Annotated in this window: 11 protein-coding genes; 6 read left to right on the top strand and 5 right to left on the bottom strand. The window is 42.9% G+C overall.

The window, feature by feature from the left end; all coding sequences use genetic code 11:
- Positions 1-267 precede the first annotated feature (267 nt).
- Positions 268-1,248: a WD40/YVTN/BNR-like repeat-containing protein gene (locus tag MKY14_RS15055; protein ID WP_248549473.1), complete on the top strand. Its 981-nt coding sequence runs from the start codon at positions 268-270 to the stop codon at positions 1,246-1,248.
- Here MKY14_RS15055 and MKY14_RS15050 read toward each other — a convergent pair.
- Together MKY14_RS15050 and MKY14_RS15045 are read right to left on the bottom strand one after the other, a co-directional pair.
- Positions 1,195-2,475 carry a sensor histidine kinase gene (locus MKY14_RS15050; protein ID WP_076304235.1) on the bottom strand — a complete coding sequence of 427 codons (1,281 nt, stop codon included), beginning with the start codon at positions 2,473-2,475 and terminating at the stop codon, positions 1,195-1,197. The two genes, MKY14_RS15055 and MKY14_RS15050, sit on opposite strands and share 54 nt — an antisense overlap.
- Positions 2,468-3,205 carry a LytR/AlgR family response regulator transcription factor gene (locus MKY14_RS15045; protein ID WP_076193193.1) on the bottom strand — a complete coding sequence of 246 codons (738 nt, stop codon included), beginning with the start codon at positions 3,203-3,205 and terminating at the stop codon, positions 2,468-2,470. Before MKY14_RS15045 ends, MKY14_RS15050 begins: the two co-directional genes overlap by 8 nt.
- Positions 3,206-3,361: 156 nt before the next feature.
- Between MKY14_RS15045 and MKY14_RS15040 the strand changes: the two genes are divergently transcribed.
- Both MKY14_RS15040 and MKY14_RS15035 read left to right on the top strand, forming a co-directional pair.
- Entirely contained in the window at positions 3,362-4,303 is a 942-nt protein-coding gene (locus MKY14_RS15040) for an ABC transporter ATP-binding protein (RefSeq protein ID WP_339169432.1), read from the top strand.
- Positions 4,300-5,082, top strand: a complete 783-nt coding sequence (locus MKY14_RS15035; RefSeq protein WP_076130409.1) for a hypothetical protein — start codon at positions 4,300-4,302, stop codon at positions 5,080-5,082. The genes MKY14_RS15040 and MKY14_RS15035 overlap by 4 nt, the downstream gene beginning before the upstream one ends.
- A gap of 210 nt (positions 5,083-5,292) precedes the next feature.
- Here MKY14_RS15035 and MKY14_RS15030 read toward each other — a convergent pair whose 3' ends face one another.
- From MKY14_RS15030 to MKY14_RS15020, 3 genes are all read right to left on the bottom strand, one after another.
- Entirely contained in the window at positions 5,293-6,213 is a 921-nt protein-coding gene (locus tag MKY14_RS15030; protein WP_038573011.1) for an aldo/keto reductase, read from the bottom strand.
- Between the two features lie 162 nt (positions 6,214-6,375).
- Entirely contained in the window at positions 6,376-7,566 is a 1,191-nt protein-coding gene (gene fabV, locus MKY14_RS15025; protein WP_076193199.1) for an enoyl-ACP reductase FabV, read from the bottom strand.
- 523 nt (positions 7,567-8,089) lie between these two features.
- Complete coding sequence (locus MKY14_RS15020; protein ID WP_076185518.1) at positions 8,090-9,025, bottom strand: aldo/keto reductase; 936 nt, start codon at positions 9,023-9,025, stop codon at positions 8,090-8,092.
- Between the two features lie 183 nt (positions 9,026-9,208).
- Between MKY14_RS15020 and MKY14_RS15015 the strand changes: the two genes are divergently transcribed.
- The 3 genes from MKY14_RS15015 to MKY14_RS15005 are packed head-to-tail and all read left to right on the top strand — an operon-like array spanning position 9,209 to position 13,496.
- Entirely contained in the window at positions 9,209-10,183 is a 975-nt protein-coding gene (locus MKY14_RS15015) for an ornithine cyclodeaminase family protein (RefSeq protein WP_076278865.1), read from the top strand.
- Positions 10,184-10,197: 14 nt separating this feature from the next.
- Positions 10,198-11,358, top strand: coding sequence for a dipeptidase (locus tag MKY14_RS15010; RefSeq protein ID WP_076278864.1), 1,161 nt, complete (start codon positions 10,198-10,200; stop codon positions 11,356-11,358).
- An 11-nt stretch (positions 11,359-11,369) separates the two neighbouring features.
- On the top strand, positions 11,370-13,496 hold the full coding sequence (locus MKY14_RS15005) for a CocE/NonD family hydrolase (RefSeq protein ID WP_340392663.1): 2,127 nt from the start codon (positions 11,370-11,372) through the stop codon (positions 13,494-13,496).
- Positions 13,497-13,636: the final 140 nt, after the last annotated feature.

Here is a 13,636-nt window from a genome sequence, read left to right as displayed (position 1 = left end):
CTACTTCTGAATTACCCTATTTCCAAAGTTCTAGTATATACCGTTAGCTTCGCATTCGATGATATAGAGAAACAGAAGGACAGATCACTTGCATTTCATTTACACAGTTGTATAATAGAAACGGTTATACAACTGTCTGATCAGTCGATTGATTCATGAATAATGAAATTAAGAAGCTACCTGATGCAGATTTAGAAATATCTGATCTCTATGGTTTAGCAAAAACTATTCGCAAAATGGAAATATTAGATATGGAGGGGAATTTCCATGAAAGAGCGGTTTATATCTATTCTTAATACGAAGAAAAAACGAAACGGCATCACTCTATTTTATACCGTCCTGCTCTTGATCGGGGTAATCAGCGTGTTGACGGCGTGCACTAATATAAAAGGCAGCGAATTCATCAAACCCGGCACGATTTATTCCATTGGCTTTGAGGGGGAGCAAGTTGTTGTTAATGATGCTGGCAACTCGTACTCCATAGATGCAGAGGGGAACGTTTCTGTTTTATATCGGAATGGAGCTGTTAAAGCAAATGTGCCATTAAAATTGGATACGACCGGAGGGGTTCTGGGAATGGGACAAGAGAACACCGGTTATTTTATATCCGAGGATAAAACAGCTATTGTTTATGGTTTTGCAGATGGAAAATCATTGCCGCTGCATGTTTTAATCAGTAATGATAAGGGACAGACATGGAATGACTATCCTATTCCTGGTGCAATGGGATATGAAACAAAATTTATCGGTTTCACGAATAAAAATGATGGTTGGCTGGTCAGTGGTGCTTCACAAGGAGTTGGGAGTGCGCTGAATTACGTATATCAAACCTCTGACGGAGGTAAGACGTGGAAAGAGATAGGCAATCCAAATGATATTTATTCGGAACATTTGACCGGCGTGGGATTTTCTAGTTCGGATATCGGGTTTTTAGGGTACAGATATTATATGGATGAGGGTCCTGTAATTTATTGGACCAAAGATCAGGGGCAAACTTGGGAAAGGCTTGCTGTATCGCTTCCAGAAAAGTTTGATAAATATAAAAAAAATCCCCTTTCTCCTATCTTTAATAGAAAGGAAGGACTGTTCCCTATCTCGTTAATTGATCAAGATACCGGTGTGGCAGGAACTATATATCTTACCAGTAAAGATGAAGGAATCACTTGGGTTTATGATGAAGCTTATGATAAGCTTCTAAATCCTTTTTTTACAGGGGACCATAAAAAGAACAATTTCGACTTGAAATAGATTATTGTTATATGAAATATCTACTAAGCCATTACTATCCTCAACGACCTTCTGGATACTTTTTAAGCCTATACCATGACCGGATTTATTAGTTTTTGTGGAGCAGATGTCGCCAAAACGATTCGTATGAATTTCATTCACATAAGGATTCTGAATCCGGATGAACAAGCTTTCATTAAGATAATGCATATGTATGGTTATATAGCACTCTTCATTTCTTTTATCGCAACAAGCTTCAATGGCATTGTCCAGTGCATTTCCTAAAATCACACTGATAACTGTGGTGTCGAGCGTCAGCTGTACAGGGATGTTCAAGTCTAACTTGAAGGGGATCTGATGCTTCTCAGCGACCTGCTGCTTGTAGTTGATAATGGAATCAATAATCGTATTCCCGCTATTGCTAACGCCTATTGGGTTGTCTATTTGCCCCAGTAAGTTGTCCAACTCATTCAGATTGGCATCTTCACCGGATTGTACCTTTGCGCGTAAACCTATGAGAATATTTTTAATATCATGCTGGAACTTAAAAGATTCTTCCTGTATTTCTTTTGTCAAAAGATATTGATTTACATAGTAAGCATTTTGTTGCTCAAGTAAATAACTTTGGTTCTGCGCAGATTGGATAACTAACATACGGTCACATAAGATAAATATCAATAAATTTATGATGAGTAGTCCTGTGGACAGGATTGGAACAAGGGTAGGGAAGGACTGCATATAAAGGCTGGATGCGAAGCTGTAGATCCCTAGTGTGCTTATAGAAGGGCAAATAAATAATAGAACCCAATACCATTTAGATAACCCGCCATTTCCAAAGGCTTTAGCTACGCGCACGGATACAAAAGCTAATATAAACATCAGCAGCTTGGAAAGAAACTGGTTCAGAATATATCCCTTTGTCGAGTAAAATAGGGGCAGTGATAACTCACTAAGCGTAATAAGCGCAACCAGAAAAAGAGCGGCAACGATCCGCCATTTGATATTTCCATTGTAAAAAAAAGATAAGAGAGCAATCAGGCCAATATTGAGTGTGAGTAGGATTGAGCCTGGCAGTGAGCTATAGTGCAGAAAGACAATACAGAGGAAATATAGAGAGTACAAGATAACAAGATTGGCTTTGGTGGTAAGTCGGCTAACGAAACAATGGCTGTAGAAGTAATGAATGATGATAGGTAAAAGTGGAAGCGTTACTAGATAGAATAACTCCTCCAGAAAGATATTATCCAACAAGACTCCCCCTGAATTTCAGATATTTTTTCTTAAAATCGGCACTATATTTTGCACTAATGGGTAAGGCTTCACCATTTAGGAGAATTACTCCCTGGTTACTGATTTCTTTAATAAAGTAAAAGTTAACGATGTAGGATTGATGGATTCGGACAAAATCGCTCACAGGAAGCTTCTGCTCTTCCTCGTTTAGTGTACTGTAGTAGTCGAGTTGATCGTTGCAGGAATAAAGAATAATTCTCCGCCGGTTGCTTTCCAGATAGATGATATTTCGATAGGGGATTAGAATTTCTTTTCCTTTTTGCTGTAGTGATAAGAAGTTTTTTTTGCCTTGCTGCAGCTTGCGAATTACTTTTTCAATCGTAGAAATCAGTTTTTGCTTAAATATCTCTGAATCGATAGGTTTCTTGATAAATCCCGAGGGCTGAACATCGAAGAGTTGCAGATGATATTCATCATGACTAGAGACATAGATAAGCTGCACTAGATCATTTTCATCATTTCCCCGCAGTACATACCCAGCTTTTATTCCATCCATATCCGCCATTTCAATGTCCATAAAAATAATATCAAACGCGCAGGCCTCTTGAATGGCCTTAGTGAAGCTTTCTCCGGAATAAAAGATCGACACCTCTATTTTCCTTGTGAAATTCCTTTGAGTCTCCAGAATAAGTCTCTCTATTAATTCAGTAGTGGGAAAGTCATCATCACAGACAGCAATACGTATCACTTTATCATTCCTTTCGACAAGAATTGTCCAAAATATCCGGGAATTTGTCGACCATATAAGTCACATTATACAAATCCTTCTTAATAATTACATTAACTAACTTGATTGTTACAGTTTGAATGTAGAGTTCATGGCAACATGTTAGGATGTGGAAAAGTGAAAAGAGGAGTGTTTGATTTGACTCAAACGATCTTTGAGGCCAAAGGTTTAAGCAAACAATACGGAGAGTCTTTTGCTCTTCAGGATGTCTATATGACGATTGGGGTAGGAGATATTTATGGGTTTGTTGGCGAAAATGGGGCAGGTAAAACTACATTAATGAAAATAATAGGCGGATTGGTACATCCGACACATGGCGAAATCTCTCTTTTTGAAAAAAAGGACACAAAAGCTGTTCACGAGGCGAGGCGAAAGGTTGGATTTCTAATTGAAAGGCCAGCGCTTTATCCTAATCTAAATGCGAAGCAAAATCTTACGTTTTATTGCCGTGCGTTTGGGATTAAGGATAAGAGCAGAATTGCGGAAGTATTGCAGGCAGTTTCTCTGGCAGATGCCGGTTCTAAGCTAACCTCAGAATACTCCCTTGGGATGAAACAACGTTTAGGTCTGGCTATTGCTCTACTTAACGATCCCAAATTTCTGGTATTGGACGAGCCTATTAATGGTCTTGATCCGTCAGGCATTGTTGAAGTGCGAAAGATCCTGGAGAAGCTATCCAAAGAACAAGGAGTGACTATATTAATCTCCAGTCATATTTTAAGTGAGTTGCAGCTACTTGCGACCCAATACGGTTTTATTCATAAAGGAAGGTTAATCAAAGAAGCTTCTGCGGAGGAACTCTTACATACGGCGGAAACAAAAATCTGTATTCGAACGGCTGATCCCGCAGCGACACTTCAGATTTTAAAAAGTGAACTCCAACTAGAAACCATTACGATCAGCGAAGCTGGAGAAATTCAAATTCCTAAAGAGAGTACAAATCTAGAAGAGCTGATGTCTTTTTTTCTAAAGCGGGGCATCCATATTGAAGGGATTAACCTGTCGGCTCCAAATCTTGAGAACTATTATATGGATCTAATTGCTGGAGGTAACGAATGAGGAATTTTCTTAAGGCTGAAGCTTATTATGTAACCAAGGATCCCATGTTCAAGGGGATAAGTCTTCTTTTGCTGTTTGGAAGTGCCTTATTACTGGTTTGGATGGGGGTACAAGTAGGATTTGATATAGATGGTCCTTTAGAGCCTTTAATCACTAGCATTCAGTTATCTTTTTTTCTGTATTTTATCATCCCGATTTACGTTTGTTTTTTTGCTACCGAGGGATTTGAGTATGGGTCGGTTCAAACCATTATCGCTTCGGGTCAGAGCAGGTCATTATATTTACTGGGAAAATATCTGACCGAATTAAAAGTTGTATTATGGTGGGTAATTCAATTTTTTGGTCTTTTTTATGTATTGTATATGCTGGCAGCGCTTGTTACGGGTTCCCATATCGGAAATGAAAGCTTAGAGGGGAAGTTTATCGTTGCTATGGGGGCTATTGGATTCAATATTTTGTATCTCGCAGCTTATTCCGCTGTCGTGCTGTTGTTAGGAGTATTGATGAAAAAATCGGCTACCGCTGTTATTGCCACGTTTGTTTTTGTATTTGGCGATTTTCTGCTCAGTGGTTATCTGAAAGACTCTTCGTATGTATATCTGAGAGTGATTTCTGAAAATACGCTAACGACGCAAATTTTTAAATTCTCTGCTGTAAATTCACATGAAATATATACCCTAAACGAGGGTGTTCGTATGATCCTAATCCCTGTTGTAATCATAGGAGTTTGCTTGAGCGTTGCTTTAATTTCTTTTGAAAAGAGAGATGTGCATCTATAGGAAGGAAGGATGGATTATGAAAAAGGATAACAAAAGATTCACTATGATCTTAAGTATTTCGGTAGTAGTTATTATTTTTTGTGTTCTTTTTGTGAGTATACGAATATCTTGACGCTGTCTATCTAGTTTTACTAGAACGTGAGGATTGAATCGCTCTCTTGTAAAAAAGCCACGGCGTACGTTAATAACGTACCTCGTGGCTTTAGGTGTTTATGGAAGGACATTGCCGGCAGCACGGTAGATTTCATACCATTCTTGCCGAGTGAGAGTAATATCGGAAGCTTTGGCAATATCACGCAAGCGCTGCGTATTAGTTGTGCCAACGACAGGCTGCATATTTGCCGGATGTCTGAGAATCCATGCGATGGCAATCGCTGTATTGGTTACGTCTTTTTCAGCTGCTAAGCGGTTAATGACCTCGTTCAATTCAGGGAACTTATCGTTATCTAAGAATACGCCTTCAAAGAAGCCATATTGGAAAGGCGACCAAGGCTGAATGGTCATGTCATGCAGGCGACTGTACTCCAAAATCCCGCCATCATGAACAACTGAACCGGAGTTAGTCATATTCACATTGAAACCTGTATCAATCATGCCAGTGACCATAATGCTCAATTGCAGCTGGTTGAACAGCAGCGGTTGCTTTACATTTTTCTTAAGCAGCTCGATTTGCAACGGGTTCTGATTGCTGACACCAAAGTGTTTGACCATACCTTTGCTTTCCAGAATATCAAAAGCCTCAGCGACTTCTTCTGGCTCGAATAGCGTATCAGGACGGTGAAGCAGTAGGACGTCGATATAGTCTGTTTTCAAGCGCTTAAGGCTGCCTTCTACGGATTGCAGGATATGTTCCTTGGAGAAATCAAAAAAACCGTTGCGGATTCCGCATTTGGTTTGGATCATCATTTTATCACGCATACCCGGATTGTTCTCCAGTACACCTGCGAATACTTCTTCGGCTTTGCCAGCTGCGTAGATGTCGGCGTGGTCAAAAAAGTCTATTCCGAGCTCGAGGGCACTATGTACATGTGTATCTGCTTCTTTTGCAGATAAATCAGCAATCCGCATACAGCCAAGCGAAATTTGTGACACCTCAAGTGCGCCGTTTGCTACACTAATTTTTTTAACCAAAAGTGACTCACTCCTTCGAATGTTAGTAGAACATGCAGTATTCAATCAAACCATATCATAAAGAGGGGAGGTAAGCCAATGTCTATCTAAAAGAGAAAGAGGTTATCTCGTCAGTAGAATTCACTACTTCAGAGACAACCTCATTTGTCTATAGATCAGTTATTAATACATATTTGGAATGTCGACATTAGGATCAATGTCAGCTTCGTAGTCTACACCCTCTGTTCTAAAACCAAACAGGTTAAAGAAATCTTGGCGGTAGCCTTCAAGATCAGCAAGCTCACCTGCATTGTCGGTTGTCAGCTCGTCCCAACGTTTCATAACCTCAGTCTGAACATCCTCACGCATTTCCCAGTCATCAATTCGGATCAAGCAGCCTCCGTCAGCAGTAGCTTCGCCCCCACTGTAAAGATGCTCAGAGAATAAACGGTACATTTGTTCAATACAGTTCTCGTGCAGCCCTTTTTCCTTCATTACTTCATACAATGCAGAGATATAAAGAGGGACTACAGGAATCGCGGAGCTGGATTGGGTTACCAGAGCTTTGTTCACGGAAACAAAAGCACGTCCACCTTGAGTGGACAGGCGATCATTCAGTTGGATCGCTGTTTGTTCCAGATCATGTTTGGCTTGACCAATCGTTCCGTCGCGATAGATAGGGTGAGTGATTTCAGGCCCGATATAGGAGTAAGCAACGGTTGTAGCTCCATCGGCAAGCACGCCAGCTGCTTGAAGCTGATCGATCCACATTCTCCAATCTTCGCCGCCCATAACTGCGATGGTCTGACGTACTTCCTCTTCTGAAGCAGGCTCAATAGTGGTCATGGAAACTTCACCTGTGTGGAAGTTCAAGGTTTTGTTCGAATAAGCGGTTCCCACCGGTTTAATGACGGAGGAGAAGGTTTCTCCTGTTACCGGATGAGTGCGGCGTGGTGAAGCGACACTATAGACAACTAAATCAACTGTGCCATATTCAGCTTTAATCAATTCAATGGTCTTCTCTTTGATAGCATCGGAGAAGGCATCGCCAACTATGCTGTGAGATTTAAGTCCAAGCTGCGCTGCTTGTTGTTCAAAAGCTGCGGAGTTGTACCAGCCAGCAGAAGCTGTACGTTGACCTTCAGCAGCTTTATCAAAGAAAACACCAATAGTGTTGGCGCCAGCACCGAAAGCGGCTGAAATTCTGGAAGCTAGTCCGTATCCGGTAGAAGCGCCAATGACTAGTACATTAGCAGGTCCCTCAATATTCTTTTGTGCTTTTACATATTCAATTTGTTGTTGTATTTGTTTGGCGCATCCCTCTGGATGGGCTGTTGTACATATAAATCCGCGAGTTTTAGGTTGAATAATCATCAAGGAATTCCCCTTTTTATAAAAATTAAAGTCCAATGTTACTTCAGAGAAAGTATAGCAAACAATATTTACTAATACAAAGAATTTAGGATATTGGAGAAGAATGATTGCTCTCCACTACGATCGACTGCCATCCGCTGCCGCTTACGGACCCAGATGACGTTATATGCAAATTTATCGCCTTTTCAGCAGGGTTTCGGACCCCAGAGACGTTATTGCTTAGAAAAAGGTTCATATTAGGTGTATTTTGTGCCAATAGAGGCTATGAGGTCCGTTGGAATTCCAAATGTGCAATAATGCTGCGTTACGGGTCAACTGTGTCCGATAGGGCATTGTGCGGGGAGCTGTGATAGGTCGATCGAACGAACGTACGAAGGAAATAAAACGAACGAATGACGAATCTTACGAATCATGGCAATCGAACTATCTAACCCGAATCATCCGATGAACCCAAGCAGAAAAGGGGCTGCCCCAGCAGCCATTTCGTGGCCATGGGACAACCCCTTAATCTAATGAGGCTAGATTACGCCTTAAATATGGAATCTATAGTTTTGATCTCTTCTGGTGTCAGCTGCACCTTCAGCGTCTCTAAATTGGAAACGATCTGCTCAGGACGTTTGGCGCCCGGAATAAGCGCATCGATGGAAGGTACGGTCAAATACCAGGCAAGTACGACATGTGCGACTTCGACACCTTTGGCATTGGCAATCTGACGAACCTTGTCCACCTTCTCCAGATTCTTGGCAAAGGTCTCCCCTTGAAATAGCGGGTCATTTTTTCTAATGTCGCTGAATGTATCGCCTTGCTTATATTTGCCGCCCAGCAGGCCCGACGCAAGTGGGAAATAGGGCACGAAAGAAATGCCATGCTCCTGCGTATAAGGCAGCAAATCTTGTTCCGCATCACGATGCAGCAGATTGTAGTGGGATTGAAGAACATCCACATGACCGTCTTTGTTGGCTTCTTTCAGCTGATCAATGGAGAAGTTAGACACCCCGATGGCTCTAATCTTCCCTTCATCCTTCAGCTTCTTAAGTTCACCTACAGCTTCGTCCTTAGGTGTGCTTTCATCAGGGAAATGAATATAGTAAAGATCAATATAATCAGTCTGGAGGCGTTTCAAGCTGTCTTCTACAGACTGTCTTAGAAAAGCTGGAGAGTTGTCGAGTGTAATCTTGTCACCGGTAATCACGTGAGCGCCTTTAGTAGCAATGACCACATTGTCGCGGCCGCCTCTTTCCTTCAGCACTTCGCCAATCAGTTCCTCGGATCTTCCTGGTCCATAAATAAAGGCGGAATCAATAAAATTAATCCCATGATCCAGAGCGCTGCGCACAATATTTCTGCCGGTTTCATCATTTAAACCCGGAAATAAATTATGCCCGCCAACAGCATTGGCACCCAGACCCAGCGGGAGAACCTGCAGATTGGTTTTTCCTAAAGTTATTTTATTAGCCATAATCAATAGTCAGCTCCTTAAAATATAATACGTACTATATTAAGTATAGAGAATAACTCGGGTCAGGACAAATTTTGCCTTCCAGCTTTATACATGAATATTTAAACCGGATAAGTTATGATAGTAAGAAAAATTTTATATTTGCGTTCGTGCAATCATGATGAGGAGAAGGAGGTCCGTCTTATGCTAGTCATTAATCAAAATGAAGTGGCCGAACTGTTAGCTATGGAATCTTGCATCTCCGTTATGGAATCTGTTTTGAAGGCTCTGTCCGCTGGACAAGCCGTACAAAGCTTAAGACAAGTGCTTCCTTTACAAAAGAGCAATCTGCTCGGCTTAATGCCGGGTTATTTGCAGCATGAAGAGGTAGCTGGTGCCAAAATCATCAGTGTATTTCCCAGCAATCATGGTTCAGGCCTGCCTTCTCATCAAGGTCTTGTTACCCTATTCGATTCATCTACGGGTGTTCCGAAAGCTATAGTGGATGGACAAAAGATTACAGCCATTCGTACGGCGGCAGTCAGTGCAGCAGCAACCCGATATCTGGCCAGAGAGGATGCCGAAATCCTTGCTCTTCTTGGAACTGGGGAACAAGCAAAAAGTCATCTGGAAGCGATGTTGCGGGTTCGACCCATCCGTGAGGTAAAAGTATGGAGCAGGACACTCGCAAAGGCACAGGATTTTCAAATGGAGATGAGCCAAAAATATGATGTGCAGATCATTGTTGCCGAGACAGTTCAAGCGGCAGTCAGCGCAGCGGATATCATTTGTACCGTGACAGCATCCACCGAACCTGTGCTCAAGGGAGAATGGCTGAAACCGGGTGTACATATCAATGCTGTCGGCGCATGCAGACCAAATGACCGTGAGCTGGATTCGGAGACCGTCCAATTAGCTAAGTTATATGTAGATCGGCTGGAATCCGCTCAGAATGAATCTGGTGATTATTTAATCCCGCTGAACGAAGGCAAAATTACAGCAGATCATATTGTCGGGGAGATTGGTGAGCTGATCAGTGGCACTATCGAGGGCAGAAGGTCCGCAGCTGACATTACTCTTTTTAAAGGATTAGGGCTGGCCATTGAGGATTTAGCAGCAGCTAATTTTATATATAATGAAGCTGTTAGATTACATAAAGGCACTGAAATTGCATTCTAAGGAGCGACTACACGATGAGCACTTATGAAGGTCTGTATGATTTCAAGTTGACGGAGCAAGAGGAGGAGCGGGCTAAACGCTTGCATGAACAGAACATTATTATCGATCTGCTGTTTCAAGGCCCCTTATCTCCAAGCGCGATTCCAGACTCTATCTCTGACAGAATCAAAGAATTATGTGAGCCTTATAAAGATGAGCCAATGGTATACAGCAGTATGCCTGCAAAAATCATCACAAAGCTATCTGCGAGCGGAGAGATCCCTGAGTATAAGGAAGAGTGGTACAAGTCCGGAATTACAGCAGGGAACCGCGAACTTCATTTGGAATCCTTAGACAGCATCATTACAAGCATGGCAGAGGTGCAACTGCAATTCGATTCTGCAGATTGGTTAATCAAAGCCTTAACTGCCGAAGACATACGTGCTGCCAAGCGTAATGGTTATAAAGCGGGCATTATCACAGCACAAGAAACGGATGGTCTGGGCACGAATCTCGATCAATTAGATGTACTTTATAACTTCGGATTAAGAATTATACAATTGACCTACAACAATCAGAACCAGATTGGGGCGGGCTGCGCAGAACAATCGAACGCCGGGGTCACTAATTTTGGGAAAAGATTCATTGCACGCTTGAACAAGCTGGGGATCATTGTAGATACGGGGCATTGCGGGAAACAGACTACGTTAGATGCCTGCGCTTATTCCACAACTCCGGTGATTGCTTCACATACGGGTGTAGAGGCGATCTATCCGCATATGCGCTGTAAAAGTGATGAGGAGATTATCGCGATAGCCAAGACGGGTGGAGTTATTGGTATTTTTGCTATGCCTTGGTTTGTTCATGAAGATCCTAAACATACAACTATTGACCATGTGCTGGATCATATCGAATATGTAATCCGGCTTGTAGGCGTGGATCATGTCGGAATTGGAACGGATTGGCCGATGAGCGATGTGCTCTGGTCATTGGTTTATTTTAAAGAACATATCGCACCCAAGCTTGGATTCGCCAAAGGAGACGGTCCTTCTACAGAAACCGTTGCTGGACTTGAGAAATATAGTTATTTTATTAACTTTACTAGAGGTTTGGTTGCCCGCGGTTATGCGGATGCAGATATTGCTAAGATCATGGGCGGCAACTGGCTGCGCGTATTTGAAGAAATTTGCGGATAGGGGATAAACAGATGACAACCTACTTACACACATCTACATTTAACGTCTACTTTTCTGGTGTTTATACAGGCAAAATTCATTTTACAGAGCAACAGATCATGCTGGCTAAGGTCGATCCGCGCAGAAGAACGCAAATGCAGGACAATGTGCTGGATGGACAGTTCAAGACCGTACTCCCGCTTCAAAAAATCCATAAACATTTGGATGCTTATGCTAATGCAGAATGGGCAGAAGACGAGGTAGTGCTGAGTAATGGCGATATCTATCAAAAGCATATCCAGTATCAGGCGCAGATTGAAGGCCGCGAACTGACCTCACAAGTATGGGCGCTGCGCAAAGAGACGGCTCTGGACATTGTGACTTTGGACGGGGAAATTATCGCTTTTTTAACGCCGAATCGGTATGGTATTGAGCTTATGGTTAAAGCAGGTTATGAGAAGCTGACTCCGTTAGTGGTCTACGACGATCCTCTTCTATCTAAGGCAGAATATGGTGTGAACGATTTGGGTACTGATCTGATTCCGATGCGCGATGGGGTGAAGTTGGCGACAGATGTTTTTTTACCAGAGGGCATTAAGCCGGGAACTAAGCTGCCGACAATTCTCGTAAGAACATGTTATGACCGCAACGGAAAAAAAGAGATTTTTATGAGATGGGCCAATAAAGGTTATGCAGTAGTATCGCAGGATGTTAGAGGTCGGGCGGATTCGGAAGGCGAACTGATTCCTTTTTATAATGAACGGGATGACGGTTATGATACGATTGACTGGATTATTGCTCAGGACTGGTCGGATGGCAACGTCGGCATGTGGGGCGCATCCTATCTAGGTTTTGTTGTTGTGGCGGCGGCCACCAGTGGGCACCCGAATCTGAAGGCGGTTGTGGATGAAGTGAACGTGGGCTCTCCATTTGTTGATACCGTTCGCAAAGGGGGAACCCTTTGTTCTTGGCCATTGCTCTCTTGGACTCTTGCTCAATCTGTGGGTACTCGGACGGATTTTGATATCTTTGGAGGCATTACGGTGAATCCGGAAGCAGCCGTTGATGCAAGACCGATTAAAGAGATCCCTCAGCAAATGATTGGTAAAACATCAGGTCCATGGGATCTGTGGAGCCAGCATCCGGAGTATGATGATTTCTGGAAAAACTGTACTTTTACCGAGCGCGGTGATCAGGTGCAGGTGCCTATGTATGTTATCTCAGGTTGGTATGACGGCGACAGCGCCGGCGTATCGGAAACATGGAGAATGTTGACAGAACATGATGTGCCAAATCGAAAAATCCGTCTGGGCGCTTGGGAGCACGGGCCGAACAGAGCTAGAGACTACGAAGGCGTGAGCTTCGGCAATGATGCCGTAGTCTATGATTACGATGTTTCTGTGCTGCGCTGGTTCGACCGCTTCCTCAAAGGCATTCCAAATGGAATAGATCAGGAGCCTAGAGCCTCTTATTATGTTGTTGGTGAAAATCAGTGGAGAACGTCCGCAGATTGGACACCTGCTGAAGCCACAACTTCTTCCTTCTACCTTTCCAGCGGCGGGCGGGCGAATTCAGGACATGGGGATGGGCAACTGCTTGCAGCGCCTGAGGAACATTCTCCTGAAGATACTTATATCTATAATCCTCATGATCCTATGAATGATAGCGGTGAACGAGAGCCTGAGAATTTGCGAAAATACGAGCTGCGCAATGATATCCTTGTCTACACTAGTGATATTCTGACGGATGAGCTGACTGTGGCCGGAGAATTGTCTGCGGTTATCTATGCTGCCAGCACTGGCAAAGATACGGATTGGGTTGTTACGCTTAGTGACGTGAATGAACAAGGGGACTCTATCCGGTTATCCAATTATATTGTCAGAGCTAAATACCGTCATGGATTGGAAGCGCCTGAGCTGCTGATTCCTGGGCAGGTGGAGAAATATGATATTTTCATGCCGAATATTGCCCATAGATTTGCTGTGGGACACCGAATTCGGTTCTCGATTACTTCGTCCAGTAAATTCGTTGCTTTCCCTAATACAAATACAGGCAGTAATCCGTATGAAGATTCAGAAGCGATTACTGTGCTGCAGACTGTTTACCATAATCGTGAGTATCCGAGCCATGTGAAGCTGCCGGTGGTTCCTAACGCTTAAATGTGACTTTAATACGAAGAAGGGGCTGTACAAAGGTAAAGGGAATTAACACTTGAAGCTGAAGCAGCATTTGATGACAAATGATACTTCAAGTGACGTACCGAGAGAGTACTGAGTGAACACCGAGTGAACACCGAGTG

Source organism: Paenibacillus sp. FSL R5-0887 (assembly GCF_038002305.1).
Taxonomy (GTDB): Bacteria; Bacillota; Bacilli; order Paenibacillales; family Paenibacillaceae; genus Paenibacillus_AQ; species Paenibacillus_AQ odorifer.
Note: the sequence above shows the minus strand (reverse complement) of the source record. Positions and strands in the feature narration are given on the sequence as shown.

Coding starts and splice junctions, on each gene's coding strand:
- MKY14_RS15055 (WP_248549473.1), top strand. CDS start 268: ATGAAAGAGCGGTTTATATCTATTCTTAATACGAAGAAAAAACGAAAC.
- MKY14_RS15035 (WP_076130409.1), top strand. CDS start 4,300: ATGAGGAATTTTCTTAAGGCTGAAGCTTATTATGTAACCAAGGATCCC.
- fabV (WP_076193199.1), bottom strand. CDS start 7,566: ATGATTATTCAACCTAAAACTCGCGGATTTATATGTACAACAGCCCAT.
- MKY14_RS15020 (WP_076185518.1), bottom strand. CDS start 9,025: ATGGCTAATAAAATAACTTTAGGAAAAACCAATCTGCAGGTTCTCCCG.
- MKY14_RS15015 (WP_076278865.1), top strand. CDS start 9,209: ATGCTAGTCATTAATCAAAATGAAGTGGCCGAACTGTTAGCTATGGAA.
- MKY14_RS15010 (WP_076278864.1), top strand. CDS start 10,198: ATGAGCACTTATGAAGGTCTGTATGATTTCAAGTTGACGGAGCAAGAG.
- MKY14_RS15005 (WP_340392663.1), top strand. CDS start 11,370: ATGACAACCTACTTACACACATCTACATTTAACGTCTACTTTTCTGGT.